Source organism: Prevotella mikamonis, from assembly GCF_055381405.1.
The window spans coordinates 2,677,988-2,696,586 of sequence record NZ_AP035785.1; the positions used below are offsets into that span (position 1 = coordinate 2,677,988).

Genomic DNA, 18,599 nt, shown 5'->3' on the forward strand with positions numbered 1-18,599 from the left:
TTACATGCCCCTATTCTTGAGAGGTACAATCGTTAATAAGAGATTGGAGGAATATATTCTGTGCGGTAGAATAAATTGGTAACACTGATAGCTCTCAGCACATTAGCTTTGGTATTAATATCGGTGAATAAAATTAGGTTTTTAACGCTTGAGCCGAAGAGTAGCATGTTCGGAGTTACTAGTTGTACATTGCCACGATTAGGCGTACTGTATTCTTTAGATATTTCACTGTCAATAGCTAATTGTACCGTGTTATTTTCTGTATTGATTTTATAGAGTAAAGCCCGGCTGCCTTTTGTGCCTAGTCTGCCGTTATCTAGTGCTAATATCTCATCCGGAGCTATTGGATTTGCGCAATGTAGTCCATTAGCCCATCCCTCTTCTGGAGTTTTTATAGTACCGTTTTTACCTATTCTATAGAGAGTTTTGCCTGTTTGAGCATCAATTTTCCAAAGTTGACTGATAGTATTAAATGTCATATAATAATTCCCATCCATATCAGTATTGATAGAATTTGCATGTAGCCAATCTTTTTTGCTCTGCATGATACCAGAATCATCAGCAGGATTGAGTGTGCCGAAGCAATCCCATTGATATACGACCTTGCCTTGAGGATTTAGTACAATAAAGCCATCACCAGTCACTTCTTCATCTTTTGTGCCTCCTTGCGCCGTTAAGTCGAACGATTGGGTCACGCTAGTTACTATCATTACATTGCCATTAGGAAGAGGCCGACACTCATGATGTGCATGACGGTTTTTCATTTCTGGTAGTGTAGTGAGCAGTTTCTGGAATCGTATATGGCCAAACAAATCTATTACTTTCAGTTTATCGCCCGTATAATATCCACCGGAAATATCTGGATTGGCAGAGTTTGGGGCTACAGAGAGTACGTAAAAACAATTATTGGTTTTATTGAAGTTCGCAACAAGTACACCTTCGGGCATCTTCTCATACCAGACGGGGATACCTTTTGTATCCATAAGATAGAGTACACCAGGCGACTTACGGCTATAGCTCAGTAAATATCCGTCTAGAGTTTCTTTCAGATTGTCTGTGATTAGTGTTGAAGTTGGAACGATGCTTGGGACTTCTTTGGTGTTGAAGTGCTTTACAGGCGAAGTGTCCTTTGCATCATTATACACTATGCGGCACGCATATTCTGTGTGGGGTTTCAGAAGTACAAGGGTATCTTGCGTTGCTCCATAGGTCTCATAAGTGAGTGTATGGTGTCGCGTATCTTCCTTGGATGTTTCCCAGTATTCTATGTAATAGGAAACAGATTTGGAAAACTTGGCTTTTACCTCTGCACGCAAAGTATTATTCTCAGTTAATTGTACCTGAAAATCTATGAGTGTTGCGCTGTTATGATTGGTATTTTCATCGGTGTTCCCACATGAGCAGAGGAGCGAGAACACCGATATGAAAATAGCTAAATGACTTTTGAATTTCATTTAATAGATGTTTAATAAGCTACATATTCTATATAGTCGAATGCAGCGGAATACTTCTTTGAGATATTGTTACCTGGCATCCATCCTCGGTCTGATTCTGCTGATGAGATAAACATGAATTTCACGGCATCAGTACCATAGTTTGTTTGTAATACCTGTAATACTTCATCATTGAGCGAATATATGATAACATATTTCTCACTTACTTTCTTTAGTTCAATGGTAAGTTTGTAGTCGACGTTCGGATCAAGAACGGCTGCTGCTTTATCTAATCCGGGAATCTCCGAGTAGAGTCGAAGTAGTAATTGCCCGGGCTTAGCTCCCAATCTTTTTCTGTCAGCGTCATTTCCATACCATCCTGTGATGGTTAGTGTGTGGTATCCCTTGGTCTCGTCGGCGGTATAGAGAGTTCCACCGGCCATAAATTTCTCTGCACCTGCAAGTTCTGGGAATCGTACCCGCCACGTATACTTGCCATAACCAACCGGTGAACCGTATGTAAATTTAGAAGTAGTACAATAGCCATCATTAGATAGGATTAATGCCCCGTTTGATGCGCTGTAATATCCAATACCGTCGCCCCCTACGTTGGTCCATACGTTCCAGTTCTGAGGTATTTCATTCATATCCCATTTCAATATAGTTCCTTCGTCGGGTTCCGGAGCTGGATCAACAGGGTCAGAGGCTTCAGTTGGAGCTGTGGGTTCCATGGAATAGGAATATGGAGTATAGGTGACATAATCCCACAGGCCGTAGTTGGTCTGATAAGGCCATGTGTCTCCGACAAACTTCAGATTCTCAACGCTACAGAAGATATAGAACGGATTTTCTTCTCCGAATGCCAGTTGTTGTATAGCATATGGAGTACCATCTATCAACCATGTAGCGAGATATTTGTCGTTCACAAGTTTCAAATCTATTTGGAAGATATGCCAACTATTCTTTTTAATACGCACTTTCTGGTGTAACCATGGGTTAGCTTGCGAAGTCATATAGGCAATTACTTCGTCATCGGCCAGATTCAAAGCCTTTCGTTCTTTGCCAGTACCCGATCCTACTTCAAAATCGAGTTCGTGTTTATCATCATGCCAAAGCCATGAGCCGATACTGGTACGTTCGGTCTCGCCTAAATCCGAGATATAGGTTCGCCATGTATATAGGCCGGCTCCATATTGTTTTACAGTTCTTATCTTCTTACGCTGTTGCGAATTGGCTTCTGTGTATATTTTAAGGGCTTTTCCGTCTTTGCACTCGTCATTAGCGATAACGGAGGCGTGGTTTACAGCATCGTTGCCCTGATTGGCTATTTGCCAATCCTTACCGAACGTATCAAATTGCCATGTTTGCTTCTTGGACTCTACGAGACTGTCATTGGCAGGTGTTGTAATCTCACTTATTGGATTATTGCTGAATCTACTATCGGCATCTTGAGAACTGCAAGCTGCCAATATCATCATACCAGTGATAAACAATATATTCATTTTTTGTATATTCATAAGGGTACAAAACTAAAATAAAAAACTTACTCTTCTTTAAAATCTCTATTGTCTAGCAGACTTGGATATTTTGTGCTGTAGACTTTAGGAATAGGATAATATCGCCGTTTGTCATATTGTTTTAATGGTTCATTCGAGAATTTAGGATAAATACTCCATTCTGCACTTAACGAACCTGGGGTTAATCCCATATTCTGCTCCTTCTGTTGTGTTGTTTTCTGTATGGTATTCATATAGGCATCCATACATTTTTTCCACAATCCCATTCTGATAAGATCTATACGCCGTACACCCTCGTTATTCAGTTCAAGCAAGCGTTCTTCGCATAGTATATTTCTGAATTCTTCTGCCGAAGCGAAATCGCTTATTGCATAATTGTGGCTGTCATTGCCAAAGGCGCGATGACGAATCATATTCAATAGATTAACCGATTCCTCATTCAGTCCTTTTATTTCGTTCAGAATCTCAGCCTTGCACAAGAGTACGTCTGCATAGCGTAGTAGAGGTAGATTATTGGGGGTATTATAATTATAAGTACCTGCTTTCTCATACCAATACTTGTTGGTATAGGCCTGTGCCAGTTCTATAACGATAGGCGAGCTTGCTTCATTGTTCAGTGTGCCGACTTCTGTCAATGATGGTACTTTATATTTCTTATCAGCATTATACACATCAGGATATTCTCCGACCATCAATTTAGAGAATCGCTCGTCCTGAGAATCAAACTTCCAATATAGTGCCAATGGAACGTTGATGATGTCCCAGCCATAATTATAAGCCCAAGGAGTGAAGTACAGAGCCAAATCCGAACTGCCCGATGGGATACTTTCGCTAGAGCGTACGGCAAAGATAATTTCATTGTTATTCAGCTTTTGCTCACTGCTGGGATCAAAAATATCCCACACAGTAGGTTGCAGAGCATATCGGCCTGTAGCAATTACGTTATTTGCATAGGTAAGGGCTTGCTGCCAACTATGTTCCGCATTCTGTTTCAATTCGCGTTCACGTCCGGCTTTTCTCATATACAGGCGCATGAGATAACCGTAGGCAGCTCCTACAGTAGGTCGTCCTGAACCTCCACCCACATTTTTGCCTTCCCATGTTTCTGGTAATGCCCCGGCAGCTATCAGCAAGTCATGCTCTATCTGCTTGTCCAGCTCGTCGGGCGTTGCCAACGTCGGATGAGTTTCTGAGTCATAGAAGCCATTGGTGATGAGGGGCACACGATAGAAATCATTGGTTAATTGGTAATAGGCGAAAGCTCTCATGAAGTGTGCTTCAGCCAGTAGCTCATTCTTCTTGGCAATATCGCTGAATTTCTCATTATCCATGAGTGTTATATTATCTATGGCAGAATTGGCACATCCTACCATTTGCCAATTACCATTATAAACGCGTGCCACATCCACGTTACCGGCCAGGTTGTTGTCATTCATGATCTCAAAGTCCAGACCGGATTTATAGGCTGCGTCGGTAGACATGTCGTTAAAATAAAATATTCCGGGATGGGTGCCTGCCTTTAAGTATCTATAGATGCCATTTACTCCCTCTTGGGCATTTTGTTCTGTAGTATACGCGTTGTCGGCATTATATACCGAGGTTAGCTCTTCGTTTAAGTTGCATGATACCAGTGACAGACTGGTAAATATACATCCCAGAAGCACAGGGATGTTTGGTTTTCTGATTTTTCTCATATTGATGGTATTAAAAAGTTATCTTTGCTCCGAAATTTAAGGTACGGTATGCAGGATAAGAGTTGAGATCCAGTCCTTGTGCAATAGCGCTGCTCCCATTCGTACTGATATCTGGATCAAAGCCTTTATATTTTGTCAAGGTCAATAGATTTTGTGCTCCCACGAATAATCTTATAGCCTTTACAAAGTTGATATTCCATTGTTTTCCTACAAGAGTATATCCCAATTCTATATTTCTCAATTTCAGATAGTCCGTTTCCTCTACGAACCTGGAATTAATGTATGAGCCATATTGTATTTCGGCATTGCGCTGATAGCCTTTACGTGGAACAGTCGTAGAAGCGTAGCCCTCTGTAGTTATACTTTTCCCCTCGGCATCGGTTATGATACGACCGCCTTGCGTCCAGCGCTGTTGAGATTCGCTGAGTCTGTTGTTGTCTTCCAGATAGATTCGTGTCAGATTCAGCATTTTGCCTCCTAGCGATGAATCTATGAATATAGACAAATCCAAATTCTTATATGTGAAGGTGTTTTGCAGTCCAAGGAAGGTTGTAGGTATACCTGAGCCTAAGACCTTGCGGTCTTGCTGGTCGATGATACCGTCTCCATTCAGGTCTTTGAATTTAGGGTCTCCCGGCACAGCGTTAGGTTGGGCCTTGTAGGTTTCCCCGGTTTGAATGATACCGTCAAACACATAGCCATAGATGGCACTCAGTGGCTCTCCTTCTTTCAGAATCAGGTATTCTTTCTCGTCATAAAGTCCATGAGGGCGGATGTATTGAAAACGAGCCTTGCCATTGTTCAGTTCCAATACACGGCTTTTATTAGTAGAAAAGTTGAAAGTCGAACTCCATAGAAAGTCCTTGGTTCGGATATTCGTCGACTTGATAGACAGCTCAAATCCCTTGTTCTGTATTTTTCCATCATTGGTCATCATGGCTGTATACTCATATCGGCGGCCATCAGAGTCTGTGAAGTTAGGAAATCCTCCAGAAGGATTAATCGGTGTCGGGTTCAGCAGGTTCTTGGTGCGTTTGATGTAATAATCCAAGCTGGCCTCTATACGGCCGTCTAGCATGGTCAGGTCTAGGCCGACATTCCATTGTGAAGTTGTTTCCCAGCGTAGTTCCGGATTATAGGGGTTAGAAGGATACATACCCTTTTGTGCTTCGTTCCCTCCAATGTGTACATCTCTGACCGAATATTGATATTGGGATAGGCCGAACCGTATTCCGTCATTTCCGCTGAGTCCATAGCTGGTGCGAAGTTTGATACGTGAGAAGAAGGGTTTGGCAAAATCCATGAACTTTTCATCACCAATGTGCCATGCGAACGAGCCGGCAGGGAATGTACCCCATCGGTGGTTAGCTCCAAATACCGAAGAGCCGTCAGCGCGTACCGAAGCATTGATGATATACTTGTTATTGAGTATATATTCTACTCTTCCAAAGAAAGACTCTTTCTTAAGATTGGACTCGCCTGAGCCAATCCAGTCGATATGTGCCGCCGCTGCTATATTCTTAAATGAGAATACATCCGATGCAAAACCGTAGGCTTGCATTTCGTCGGCTGGTCCTTTCTGGAATATATACGATGTACCTCCAGTAAGTTTTAGACTATGGTTTTCACCAAGGCGAGGTGTCCATGTGGCGATTCCTTCTATCTGATGTTTCCATATCTCTTCATGCCCTAGAAAAGCTTGTCCGTTGTAAGATTGCCCTATTGTCGTGGAACGGTCATAGTACTTTTCGGTTTTCAAATGGTCGTAACCGTATGTATAACGTCCGGTCAAAGTCAATGTGGGTAGGAGGTCAAAGTCGGTATAGACCGTACCATACATAGTGTTGAATGTACGGTATAACTGAGCACCGTTCATCTCTTCGAAGACACCGGGACGCCGGCTCTTGATGCCAAACACGTCGTAGCCTTCTTTATCTTTCCAGGGTTCGAGGTTAAAGATACGATACATTACATTCTTATCTGATGATATTGTTCCCATATCCAGGTATTTCTTCCTGGAGCGTGAAAAACTTAAATTAGCTCCGAATCTGAGTCTCTTGTTAATTTGGTAAGCAAGATTGGTTCTTCCGCCAAACCGGCTATAGTCCGTATTCAGCAGTACGCCTGGCTCTGATAAGATGTTGGCCGAAACAAAAGCCGTCAGCTTTTCATTGCCACCAGATACGGCCAGTTCATGCGTGGTCGTTATAATATCTCTGGTAGTCTCCTTGATCCAGTCTGTACCCTTGCCTCGGTATTGGGCCTGTTCTGCAGTCCAGTCCGAACTCGTGGAAGTCGGATTCTGTTCGAATAGACGGCGCGATAGGGCAATAGTTTCTCCTGCATCCAGCAAAGACCAGGGGTTATATGTCATTTTAAGGGCATTCCGGGTATTGTATTCTATTTTAAATTCGCCTGCTTTTCCCTTTTTGGTTGTAATCAGTACAACTCCGTTAGCACCCCTGGCACCATATATTGCTGTTGTCGAAGCATCTTTCAGGACTTCGATAGACTCAATATCGTCTACATTAATATGAGTCATATTATCTGTCTGGAAACCATCTACTACGTATAAGGGTTCGTTGTCCGCACTCACAGACGATGCTCCTCTGACGCGTATAGACACACTGCCACCGGGCTCCAGCGAGTTCTGGCGTACCTGAACACCGGAAGCTCTTCCTTTCAGGAACTGAGACATGTCACTGACTACGCCTGCATTGACATCTCCAGGTTTCAGTGATGAGATAGCGCCTGCCAAATCTCTTTTCTTGGTTACTCCGTATCCCACGACCACCACCTCATTGAGTTCCTCGGCAGTTGTGAGAAGCGACATGTTGATAATAGCCTGGTTTCCTACTTCTACTCTCTTCGGTGCAAACCCTAGATAATTGGTTTCCAAAACATCGTCTGTATAGACATCTTCCAGAGTATATCGCCCGTTAATGTCGGTAATGGCCACTTTCCCCGGATTGTTTTTGACAGATACCGTAGCTCCGATGATTGGTTCACCGTTTGCATCGACTATCGTACCAGTAACTTTCTTTTTTGTGACTCCGTCTTTCCTCTGTGGTGTTTGCGGAGTCTTCTTGTCATAGATAACAATGGACTTTTCTGACATGATATAAGTCAGATTACGAGGGGCAAGCAGTTCATTGAGAATCTGCTTTACGCTTGTATTTGTATAGTTTACTGTTACGTGGGTGTTATCTACTATCACATCGCGGTAACTGAAACGACAGGCAGTTTGTTTTTCAATAGATTTAAACACTTGTTTGAGGGTGACATTCCTCAGGCGGAGTGTGACCTTTTGTTCCTGTGCGCTTATTGCTACACTGTACAGTAGTACCAACAGTAGCGCAGCCCATCTTTTAAACTTAGGAGGTGTCTTCATGTTTTGTTGTTTTAAAAATGTTTGTTCATGTGAGAAAATTATTCTTTATGTAGTAGTACAGAGAAGGGCGATAAAAGTACCATGAAAATTTTGTTTTTTCTTAAATAAGATGCTATTCCGCGGCTCATCAATGTGAGACTGGTACCTCGTCGGGAGGTAGATATTGCCAGATACCTTCGTATTTTGTAAATCATATTTTGTTAACAAGAAAATGTTTAATATCTTTGTCCGGTCAAATTTTGTATCGGAAATCATGGAATACAATATGGTAAATACAACACGGCAAGATGAAAGTGCATTGATAGCAGATCTGAGAAATGGGTCTGACAAGGCTTTTTCAGCGTTGTTCGATCTTTACGGGAAACGCTTGTTTGCATTTTGTATGCTCTATTGTAAGCATCGAGAACAAAGCCAGGATATTGTTCAAGATGTATTTCTGGCTTTATGGAACAAGCGACGGGAAATAAGAGAGGGTACTGACAGTATCTATTCGCTATTGTTTGTTATGGCAAAAAACGAGTTGGTCAATGCCTATCGAATGCAGTTGAACTCGGCTGGTTATGAACAGTATGTATATTACTGTAATGAGAGAACTCAGAATGAAGGTCTGGCATATATGGAATTTGAAGAATTCGAACATCTGTTAAATCGGATGATAGATAAGCTTCCTGCTACGCAACGGGAGGTTGTGAGGTTGTCAAAGTTTGAAGGCTTGAAAGTTCGAGACATCTCAGAACAACTAAAGTTGAGTGAACAGACTGTAAAAAATCAACTTTCGTTGGGTATGAAGCAGTTGAGAAAACGTTTTGGGATATTGAAACTAGTGTTCTATTTGTTATCAATTATTAATTAAGGTGTCGATGCTAGTTACCTTTTGCTGTTGAAAACGTATTCCTAGAGAGTAGTCGATAGTATCGTAATGAAATGAAATAACTATTATGGCAGATTTGGAAGATAAATATTTGGCAGACCAGCTGACCCCCGAAGAACTTCAGCAGTTGCGTAAAGATGTAGCTTTACAGACTGATAGGGAGGTAGGCGATGTCATGCAACGTCGTTGGCTTGGTGCTCATTTTGAAGATCGCTTCGAAGCATCAGATGGCTTGATGGCTGATGTGAAACATACCTTAATGTCTCAATTACATCACGACATCGGCTTGCAACGCAGCAGTTGGCGTACACATATCTGGGCTGTTGCTGCCATTGCCCTTATCCTGCTATTGGCAGGTACAACTTGGTATTTCTATCAGTTAGGTTCTGCAGCGCTGTCTCAGTCGGTGGTAGTGGCAACCGGTGGTGGCGAACATGCCCATGTAGCCCTACCCGATGGTACGCTGCTGGAACTGAATGGCAATTCACGTGTCAGCTATGCGCCACAGGACTTTAATCAGGGTCGGCGTCATGTCTCTTTGGTAGGCGAGGCCTATGTCAAGGTGGCGAAAGACGCTACCCATCCTTTTAAACTCACGACAGAGAAGGCACAGGTCGTCGTTTTAGGAACTACCTTCAATCTGGCTGCCTATCCGCAGTCTGATATCACAGAATTGTCTTTGGAAGAAGGTAGTGTGAACTTCACGTCTTTGCAGACCAATACCTATGTCAGTTTGAAAGCCGGGCAGAAAGTGACGATGGATAATCTTTCAGGAAGTATGAAGACCTATAATCTTAAAACAGATGTTGTGGATGCGGGTTTGTGGAGACAAGGAGTCATTGTCTTCCGTAATGCTCCGTTAAGCGAAGTGCTAGACAAGGTAGAAGAGGTCTTCTCCGTTGAGGTAATAACTAAAGTCCCCGATTATGCCGATGATGTGTTGACGGGCGTGGTGTCCAATCGTAACATCAATGATATCTTGGATGTTATTCGCAAAACTTATCATTTACGGGTAGTGAAGCAAGGGCAGAAGGTCATTATTTCGAAAGATTAGAGCTATTTGTTGATTCCTTGCTGAGTGGGGAAATGAAGAAGGCTGCGAACCTCACGGTCCACAGCCTTGTTCTTCTGTCTTCCACAGAATTACTTATAGAATTATACAACTTAACAGTTCTGAGTTTTTATTTTATATCTATACCTTTTGGACTTAAATCTGGTCCTCCTCCAGCTGTATATCCACAGCTTTCGCCCGTTATCCAGGGAGAAATCCAAAATGAGTATAATTCTCCTTGTTTAAGATAAAACTTAAAATGAACATTCTTTTTATTAATTGATGCTAGATTCTTCTTGTTCTTCCAAGTGATGAGCCATTTTGTACTATTACGTCCTTTCATAGCAATGCAATCTTTATAAGAGAATCCTGGAATAATATTGCCTTCTTCGTCGAGAATTTCAATTTTAAGTACTCCTTTTCTCATATCTGCATTTACAAAAAGATATTCTCCGTTGAATGTAATAGTTTCTGTCTCAAGAAATCCTTCTTGCTTTCCTGATTGCATAGAGACAAATCCATCCCTACGTAGAGTGGCAAGTCCTGTAGAACTGTATCCATCCCAGAATATATTGTTCAGTCTTCTGCCACTTGAATAAAAATAGAGCGAGTCTCCAACGATTAAAGGGACGCCATTGATACTTTGCATATTTCCCCAGTTCCAAGCCCCTTCTGTCTCATTTACGTTCATAAAAGGAGTGTGGGTAGGACGTGAAAAATGGAATCCGTCTCGGCTATATCCTAAAGATATGACATTTCTCTTTTGTATGTTGTCTTTGGCGCATATATTATTTTCTGGTCCTTGCCAAGCAGAGTAGAATCCTAACATAATACTTTCATAAGGGATACAGTCAAAATTATATATACCGGGTTTGGTCTCTGTATACTTTTCATGATGTAATTCCTTATCGTCTGGAGTAAACCAGAAAACTATATTTTTGTCTTGTACATCTTTTCGGGTTCTATGAGCGATACTGACCAGCATTTCCGGGTCAGAATGTTCTACGTAAGCCCGTGAGCGTGATGATATGTCGGTGCTATAACGCATACTCAATCCCCATTTGTTTGTAAATGGATTATAGAAGGCCGTCGTCCTATCAAAAAGGTCTCCACTTTGGGCCACTCCTTTACTCCAATGAATACCATCGGATGAATACTTTAAGACCATTTGCCATCGCCCGTCAGTAGCCCTTCTTTCGATGTTAAAGAACTTCCAACGTTTATTGAAATCTTTTTCATTTCTATCTAACCATATTGTTGCAGCGTCTCGATTGCAAGTATCCACAATATTTGTATTGCCGTACAGCCCTAGATTAGGTTTTATCCATTTTTTTCCGTCGTTTGATTCAGCATAACATGTATGGAAAGTCTGGCGTCCATTATCGTATTCGTTATTTGCTCCGGCCAAATACCACATTTTGTATTTATTATCAAGCTCGTCATACCAGATACCATCGCTGAAAGGCGCTGCATATGGTACTCCATTTCTTGTTTTTTCCCATTCCTTATCTGGTTCTAAAACCGGATTTCCCTCATAAAAGTGAGGAGTATGGAAAATCCTTTTTAAGTTAGTGGAACTAATGAGAAAATCATCGACAAATAATTGCCGACCGACATTAATAGGTATGACTCGCGGCTTTGTTTGCAGATATGGAACGGGCATTTCTGCTCTTTTTGTTGGGATTTCGAGTCTCGGAGGCCATTGTGCAGGCAATTCAATTCCGTTGCTTAAGGTTTGTGCATGCGCACTCGTAAGCATTGAGAATAATAGGATACTTATGAATACTCTTTTCATTTCTCAAAATTTAACAGAGAGGAAATTTCTATGGAATTTCCTCTCTAGATTTATATTTAATTCCAGCCAGGATTATTTGAAGTGATGTGTGGATTGCCTTCTACTTCATCAACAGGTATAGGCAACCACTCATTCTTGTTCTCTTGGAAGCCTAGATACTTTGATGTTGTATATTGTTTGAAGTTAGGGTCATTGGCCTCTAAATAGCGGAAACGTGATACGACTTTTCCCCAACGGAGCAAATCAAAGAACCTATGGCCTTCTCCTGTCAACTCTAGTATGCGCTCATTCTCGATATCATCCATTTTCAGACTTGTGCGAGCAGGAAGATTTACACTTTTCCTTGCGCGTACCCGATTAACAGCTTCTAATGCGCTTATAGACCCTTGTTTTCCTCCAGAGAGTACGGCTTCGGCATACATGAGAAGCACGTCTGCATAACGGATATATACATAATTCAGACCATTTGCCCGGAGATTCCACAGATACATGTTATTACCGGGATTTACGGTAGGTAGAGTCCAGTCGATACCCTTGCGACATGCGCTTTTATATTTCCCTGCTTGGGTATTGACAGATGCGAAGCCGTTGTCTCCATAGAAATCCTTAAACTTCTTACCGTCAAATATGCGGACTGTATCTCCGGATTTAGCATTGATGGCACTATTTGTATCATCAAATATTAAAGTGCCGAACATTCGCGAATCAGTCTTGCCATTTGCATCCTTGGATGCAACGAACGTATTATAAACCCAATCATGTATTACATGGTCTGCTGTTGTCTTGTTTGATGGTGGATTCCATCCTCTAGGATCTCTCCATACACCGGAGCTTGTTGTTCCTGGATTGAATCCTGTATTTACAGCATCCCCCATAAATTGGAGTTCGAAGATGGATTCATCGTTGTTTTCTGTGGCAATTTTGAAGTTGTCATTATAATCATCCATTAATTTATATGTCCCATGCTTACCACTAATTATTTCATTGAAACATTCAGCGGCTTCATTATAATATGTTTTCTCTGAATGCCCATAGTATTTTTCAATACCACTCCTATATAGGTATGCCTTGCCCAACAGCGATGTAGCAGAACCACTGGTTACTCTGCCAATATTGTCGCCAGTCCAGTAACCTTTTTTAGGTAATAATTCTTTTGCCTTTTTCAGGTCACTGATAATAAAATCCCAAGTTTCCTCAGGCTTAGCCTGTGGTCTGTAGTCTTTTGTTGAAGATGGGAAGCGGTCCATTAATGAAATATTACGGTATTCTAGAAATAGAAACCAATGAGCAAAGGCTCTCAGAAAATACGCTTCACCCAGATAAGCCTTTTTAAGTTCCTGATTAGTAAAAGTCACCTTGTCTACTGTCTCTATTATCTGGCATGCCTGCGATGCTGCCGTATAGAAAAGGCTATATGGCTGGACGATGGTATAGTATGAAGATGTCAGACTGGCATTGTACTGGCCTGGTAATCCGTAGTCAGACCTGTCACTACTCTCGTCGCTGCGATTTGCTAAAATTCTTGTACCCGCTGCTCCCATACATCGTGGAGTGGTGATATAGGAGTATATTCCTAATACGCCTTTATTCACACTTTCTGGAGATGTATAGTACGAGGTAACATCTTGCTGGTTGGGATTTACAGCTAATTTATCAAATGTTGATTCGCAGCTTATGAGTGCGATGCTTACAACTACCGTTATAATATATGATGTTATATGTTTCATAATCATGTAGTCATTAAAGGGTTATGTTAATACCGAAGTTCCATGTCCTGGCATTGATGCGCGGTGCATTTCTGTACAATCCATCAATACCTCTGTCGAAGAGAGTATTGCTGCTTACTTCTGGGTCATAAAGAGGATATGATGTTATGGTAAAGAGGTTTTGTACCCCCACATATATTCGGCATGCAGAAATAAAGTTCGTTTTTTGAAGAAGTTTCTCATTGAAGTTATATCCTAATTGGATATTCTTACAACGGAGATACGAACCGTTTTCTACATAGAAGCTGCTGGGTAGGGAATTGCCACCATAGTAATTATCTGTTTTAGCAATAGGTAGAGTGCTGCCACTATTTGTGGTGGTCCAGGAGTTTAGTGCATCGACCAGGCAGTTACTATCATAGTTGAAGTAAAAATTATATTTCGCTGCTGCGAAGATATCATTGCCATGTGAACCTTGGAGAAACATTGTCAAGTCCCAGTTCTTGTACCCTAAATTGATATTCAAGCCATAAGTGAAGTCTGGAGTAGGATTACCAATAACTTGTTTGTCGGTTTCAGCAATATCTTTTGCAGTTTTAGACGTTCCATCTACGGATTCATATAAGAAATCGCCATTTTCATTGATGCCTGCAACCTTGTATCCCCAAAACGAACCGATGGGTAATCCTTCTTTTGTTATAGTCGGACGGTCATTGAATTTGGAACTCATCAAAGAGCCTCGGATAGGTTGTACTCCTTCGCCAAGTTTGATAACCTTGTTCTTCATGAATGTAATATTCCCTAGTATGTCAAACGACCAGTCTTTCCAGTGGTTTCTGTAGCCTAAGGTAAATTCCCATCCTTTATTTTCAACCGAAGCTGAATTATAGTAAGGCACGTCAGGATTGTTTATTACAATCGTTTGTCCGGATGACGGTAATGCCTCTAATGGGGCAAGTAAGTCATTGTTGCGCTTGTAATAGTACTCTCCTGTGAATGTCAAGGTGTTGTTCAAGAATCCCATTTCAATACCCATATTCGAAGAGATAGCCTTCTCCCACTTTAAATCTGATTGTGCGAATCTTGTTACATAGCCGAATTGACGCTTGTTGTTGAGTATGGTGGGAACAGGGCCATAGGCTGTAGACACGAAAGAGTAAGGAGTGATAAAATTAGCGCCAAGAATCCCATAACTTGCACGTAATTTCATTTTCGAAATCCATGGGATGTTAAAGAACTTCTCTTCACTGACATTCCATCCGGCAGATACTGAGGGAAACCAGCCTGTACGGTGGTTTTTCGCGAATTTAGAACTCTTATCACTGCGCACACTTAACGACAGCATGTAGCGATTCATATAGTCATAGTTCAGTCGTGCGAAGAAAGAAAGCAGTGCTGCATCATATTCGTCGGACCCTACTACACCTACTCCATTATAAGTGGTAACACTTGCAGCCCCAAGGTCGTTAGTACCCGAATTAATCGACATTGTCCTATTCCATTCTTGCATCCAGCTTGTACCTAGCAGGGCATCGAAGGTGTGTCCGCCCAATTCTTTGTTATAGGTCAACAAGTTATCAATGGTGTAATTGAACTGCTCATTACGCGATTCTGCCAATGAAGTATATGGTTGACTGAACCTTGAATCGGCAACGCCATTAACATCCCAGTATGATGCGTATGCCGGAGTGTGGGTATAACCATGCGCGTTAAGGTAGCTTCCGGCAAATCCTATCTTATAAGCGAGTCCTTTAAGAATATCATACTTTACACTTACACTTCCTGTTATATCAGTTTTTTTCGTCCACTGATTTCTGTTATATATTTGTGCTAAGCTATTATCAATGTCAATGTTTGTAGTTGCATAACCAAGTTCTGCCGGTGTAGAAATATACCGTCCATAACTGTCTGTTACGGGGACTGTAGGTATTTCGATAGGGCGCGAAGTAGGGGGAGTTTGTTTCTTTGTAAATGCAACGGCAAGATTCTCTGCTACCGTGAAACGGCCTTTCTGATATGTACCATTGATACGTCCGTTATATTTCTTATAGTCTGATTGGATGATGATTCCAGTTTGGTCTTGATATCCTAAGCTGGTGCTGAATGTAGAATGTTCTCCTCCACCAGATACAGAAGCCCCAAACGAATACATGGACGCATTACGATAGTACAGGTCTTGCCAGTCTATATCGGCATTGGGATTTGTAGGACTTGCATTTTCCTTAGCTACTTCGTATGCGGGACTGTTGTTTGCCACGGTGGTGGCGAATTGTCTCCACTGGCTGGAATTCATGAAATCCAGCATGTGCATGGGAGTCTGGTAAGAGAAGTCAGAACTTAGTTCTACCTTTGTTTTACCAGCTCGTCCTGATTTTGTCGTAATTAGTACCACACCGTTAGCTGCGCGTGAACCGTAGATTGCAGCTGCTGAGCCATCTTTAAGAATCTCGATAGATTCAATATCCTTTGAATTCAAAGAGTTCAAACCATTGTTGCTGAAAGCACCGTCAATAACATAGAGTGGTTCTGTCGAGCCAAACGAACCTGCTCCGCGTATCAGGATGCTTACATCACCTCCTGCTTCACCACCGTTCTGAAGAATTTCAACACCAGGTGCACGCCCTTGCAGTGCAGATGCTACATTTGTTGTTACCTGCTTAGCTAAATCAGAAGATTTAACTGTTGAGATAGATGCTGTGAGACTTGATTTCTTCTGCGTACCGTAACCCACGACCACCAATTCGTCGAGCGATTGTGCGTCTTCGTTCATGACGATGTTGAGGGGGGCGCCACCCTTTGCCTCCACAGCCTGTGCTGTATATCCGATATAGGTCACTTCCAACGTGGCATTGGCAGCTACATTATTCAGAGTGAAGTTACCTTCGAGGTCGGTAACGGTGGCTGCCGAACTGCCTTTCACTTTAACGGCCGCGCCGATGAGCGGTTCTCCTTTAGAGTCTACCACCCGGCCCGATACCTTTTTAGTTTGCTGTGTGCTGTTAGTGCTGTGTGTTTGTCCGTTTGTTGCAGCGTCGGCAGTAGCGTCGCTGATGATAATGTGTTTGTTGCGTATTTCGTAACGCATTTTCTGTCCTTTCAGAGCTGCGGTCAACAGGTCGCCCATGCGCATTTCGTGTCCTTTTACTCTTACTGGAGTGTTCAGATTTAATTTGCTATTGGAGTAGACCACCGAATAATCAGTTTGCTCTTCAATCAGTTGGATAGTCTGTTTACAGGTTAGTCTGTTGCTTTGCAACCTGATGGTTTCGTCTTGTCCAAATGCCATGAGTGTAGTTGCCAGAGACAATGCCAGCAAACCAAACTTTCTTGTCTTGTGATGGAACATAGATTTTAGGTTTTGATAGTTTTATTAAATAAATGTGATTACGTAATCATATAAGGTGTTAGGAGAGGATGTGTATTCGTGGGTGATATGCTTGAGCGCACATCATCATGTGCCACCTCCTTTCTTATAAATGCGAATGTTGTTGCCTCGGCGTTGGTATGATGCCCCGCCCAGTGCCCTGCATAACACATCAAGAACCTCTGTGAGCGATTCTTGGTTTGTAAATTTCATCGTATAAGTATATGCTGTATTAATGTTTTGGTCAATGTTGATGTCTATTCCATAGCGACGTTCCATTGCACGTGTAATCTCACCGAGCGACTGGTCGCTGAATACTAAATATCCCTTGCGCCATGCCGTTTCGTTGGCCGTGTTGGTGTGTACTATGCAGAGCTGTTTGCTCTTACGATTGAATACGGCCTGGTCGTGGGGTGCTATGCTCACTTGATTGGTCTGATTGCCTGTCTCGCTCACATTGACAGAGCCCTCTATCAGCGTCGTGGTGATGAGTTCTTCTTCGGGGTAGGCCTTCACATTGAAGTGTGTGCCCAGCACGCGCACGTCTACACCTCCAGCTTTAACGATGAATGGATGTTCCGTATCTCGCTGCACATCAAAGTAGGCTTCGCCGCTCACGTGTACCTGGCGAGACTGCTGATGTGCAAAGGTGCTGGGATAGATAAGTGTGCTTCCGGCATTGAGTTGCACGTGGGTACTGTCGGACAGGGTTATCGTGCGGGTCTCACCGCTGGGTACATGGATTTCCACCAAGGCCAAATCGTCGGTCTGTCGATAGTTCATGTAAGCCCACATGGCAAAGGCCGAGAGCAGCGGCAGCAACAGCATGGCAGCATATTGCAGCCATGCCGGCCGACGTTTCGAGACTTTCTGCCCATTATCTATACCTAAACCTATGTTTTGTTTACATAGGTTTAGCTGTTCTATAGTGTCTATATCAATATCTGCCGGAGTGCGGTCCCAAAAATATCTTAGTGCCTCGTCGGCCTCTTCCTGATGTGCTTCGTCGCTGAGCCACACCATGACCTTGAGTCTGAAATTTCCGGGAAGCAATCCGCATGTATAGCTGTTGAGAATGTGAATTAACTTCTCTTTTGTCATTTTGTTAAGTTATGAAGAATGTATCTTACAATGGTAAGAGTACAGGATTTTGCAAAATGCGTAATCACAAAGCGTTAATAAATGCCAAAACCAATGCGATGGTTATCTTTCTGATGTCTGCAAGTGCCAAGGAAATATGTTTGTCCACGGTTCGCTTGCTGATATTCAGCTCGTCCGCGATTTCTTGGTGGCTCATATTTTCATATCTGCTCATCATGAAGATGCGTCTGCGTTGTTCCGGCATCTGGGCAACGGCTTCTTGAATACAGGCTTCCAGTCGGCTGGTAAATTCCGGAGTGTCAAGCTCAGGCACATCGGCTATTTCCGTATGCTGCCTGTCGAGTCTCTCTATAATATGGTGTCTGATGTTGCGCAAGGCTGCATTTCGTGCAGTAATATAGAAATAGTTATCTAGATTCTGAATGTTTCCCATGCTTTGCCTCTTCAGCCATAGACGCGCAAAAATATCTTGCGCCACGTCTTTAGCTTCGTCTTCGTCACCTATAAACATGGTTACGAAGCGCAGCACCTTTCCGTGGTATTTCAGGAAAAGCCTGTCAAACGCTGGCATGCTATCCTTGCTCAGCTCCTGCAATAGCGTTTCGTCGTCCGTTTCGTATGGAATATTCACTCTAGGCATATCAAGAAGTGAAGCAAAAGTACAAAAAATGTTTGA

At 42.4% G+C, this 18,599-nt stretch carries 11 protein-coding genes; 2 read left to right on the plus strand and 9 right to left on the minus strand.

Features of this window, described 5'->3' with window-relative positions:
• Positions 1 to 32: 32 nt before the first annotated feature.
• The 4 genes from ACZ42L_RS11235 to ACZ42L_RS11250 are packed head-to-tail and all read right to left on the minus strand — an operon-like array spanning position 33 to position 8,035.
• Positions 33 to 1,454 carry an aryl-sulfate sulfotransferase gene (locus tag ACZ42L_RS11235; RefSeq protein WP_464716135.1) on the minus strand — a complete coding sequence of 474 codons (1,422 nt, stop codon included), beginning with the start codon at positions 1,452 to 1,454 and terminating at the stop codon, positions 33 to 35.
• An 11-nt stretch (positions 1,455 to 1,465) separates the two neighbouring features.
• On the minus strand, positions 1,466 to 2,935 hold the full coding sequence (locus ACZ42L_RS11240; protein WP_464702804.1) for a toxin-antitoxin system protein: 1,470 nt from the start codon (positions 2,933 to 2,935) through the stop codon (positions 1,466 to 1,468).
• A gap of 41 nt (positions 2,936 to 2,976) precedes the next feature.
• Entirely contained in the window at positions 2,977 to 4,644 is a 1,668-nt protein-coding gene (locus tag ACZ42L_RS11245; RefSeq protein ID WP_464716136.1) for a RagB/SusD family nutrient uptake outer membrane protein, read from the minus strand.
• 10 nt (positions 4,645 to 4,654) lie between these two features.
• Positions 4,655 to 8,035, minus strand: a complete 3,381-nt coding sequence (locus tag ACZ42L_RS11250; protein WP_464716137.1) for a TonB-dependent receptor — start codon at positions 8,033 to 8,035, stop codon at positions 4,655 to 4,657.
• A gap of 265 nt (positions 8,036 to 8,300) precedes the next feature.
• Here ACZ42L_RS11250 and ACZ42L_RS11255 point away from each other — a divergent pair, with 265 nt between their 5' ends.
• Both ACZ42L_RS11255 and ACZ42L_RS11260 read left to right on the plus strand, forming a co-directional pair.
• Positions 8,301 to 8,888: an RNA polymerase sigma factor gene (locus ACZ42L_RS11255; protein WP_464699316.1), complete on the plus strand. Its 588-nt coding sequence runs from the start codon at positions 8,301 to 8,303 to the stop codon at positions 8,886 to 8,888.
• Between the two features lie 85 nt (positions 8,889 to 8,973).
• Positions 8,974 to 9,960 (plus strand): FecR family protein, encoded by a 987-nt coding sequence (locus ACZ42L_RS11260; RefSeq protein ID WP_464702808.1) that lies wholly within the window; start codon positions 8,974 to 8,976, stop codon positions 9,958 to 9,960.
• Between the two features lie 127 nt (positions 9,961 to 10,087).
• On the opposite strand, the gene ACZ42L_RS11265 is transcribed toward ACZ42L_RS11260, so the two are convergent.
• From ACZ42L_RS11265 to ACZ42L_RS11285, 5 genes are all read right to left on the minus strand, one after another.
• On the minus strand, positions 10,088 to 11,752 hold the full coding sequence (locus ACZ42L_RS11265) for a hypothetical protein (protein WP_464702809.1): 1,665 nt from the start codon (positions 11,750 to 11,752) through the stop codon (positions 10,088 to 10,090).
• A 56-nt stretch (positions 11,753 to 11,808) separates the two neighbouring features.
• A complete protein-coding gene (locus tag ACZ42L_RS11270) occupies positions 11,809 to 13,479 on the minus strand; it encodes a RagB/SusD family nutrient uptake outer membrane protein (RefSeq protein ID WP_464702810.1) in 1,671 nt (556 codons plus the stop codon).
• A gap of 13 nt (positions 13,480 to 13,492) precedes the next feature.
• Positions 13,493 to 16,804 carry a SusC/RagA family TonB-linked outer membrane protein gene (locus ACZ42L_RS11275; protein WP_464716138.1) on the minus strand — a complete coding sequence of 1,104 codons (3,312 nt, stop codon included), beginning with the start codon at positions 16,802 to 16,804 and terminating at the stop codon, positions 13,493 to 13,495.
• Positions 16,805 to 16,909: 105 nt separating this feature from the next.
• Positions 16,910 to 17,923, minus strand: coding sequence for a FecR family protein (locus ACZ42L_RS11280; protein ID WP_464699325.1), 1,014 nt, complete (start codon positions 17,921 to 17,923; stop codon positions 16,910 to 16,912).
• Between the two features lie 64 nt (positions 17,924 to 17,987).
• Positions 17,988 to 18,563, minus strand: a complete 576-nt coding sequence (locus ACZ42L_RS11285) for an RNA polymerase sigma-70 factor (RefSeq protein WP_464716139.1) — start codon at positions 18,561 to 18,563, stop codon at positions 17,988 to 17,990.
• Positions 18,564 to 18,599: the final 36 nt, after the last annotated feature.

Bases quoted from the DNA above. Each gene is read 5' to 3' on its own strand.
- ACZ42L_RS11240 (WP_464702804.1), bottom strand. From the start codon at position 2,935: ATGAATATATTGTTTATCACTGGTATGATGATATTGGCAGCTTGCAGT.
- ACZ42L_RS11255 (WP_464699316.1), top strand. From the start codon at position 8,301: ATGGTAAATACAACACGGCAAGATGAAAGTGCATTGATAGCAGATCTG.
- ACZ42L_RS11285 (WP_464716139.1), bottom strand. From the start codon at position 18,563: ATGCCTAGAGTGAATATTCCATACGAAACGGACGACGAAACGCTATTG.
- ACZ42L_RS11280 (WP_464699325.1), bottom strand. From the start codon at position 17,923: ATGACAAAAGAGAAGTTAATTCACATTCTCAACAGCTATACATGCGGA.
- ACZ42L_RS11235 (WP_464716135.1), bottom strand. From the start codon at position 1,454: ATGAAATTCAAAAGTCATTTAGCTATTTTCATATCGGTGTTCTCGCTC.
- ACZ42L_RS11265 (WP_464702809.1), bottom strand. From the start codon at position 11,752: ATGAAAAGAGTATTCATAAGTATCCTATTATTCTCAATGCTTACGAGT.
- ACZ42L_RS11275 (WP_464716138.1), bottom strand. From the start codon at position 16,804: ATGTTCCATCACAAGACAAGAAAGTTTGGTTTGCTGGCATTGTCTCTG.
- ACZ42L_RS11270 (WP_464702810.1), bottom strand. From the start codon at position 13,479: ATGAAACATATAACATCATATATTATAACGGTAGTTGTAAGCATCGCA.
- ACZ42L_RS11245 (WP_464716136.1), bottom strand. From the start codon at position 4,644: ATGAGAAAAATCAGAAAACCAAACATCCCTGTGCTTCTGGGATGTATA.
- ACZ42L_RS11260 (WP_464702808.1), top strand. From the start codon at position 8,974: ATGGCAGATTTGGAAGATAAATATTTGGCAGACCAGCTGACCCCCGAA.
- ACZ42L_RS11250 (WP_464716137.1), bottom strand. From the start codon at position 8,035: ATGAAGACACCTCCTAAGTTTAAAAGATGGGCTGCGCTACTGTTGGTA.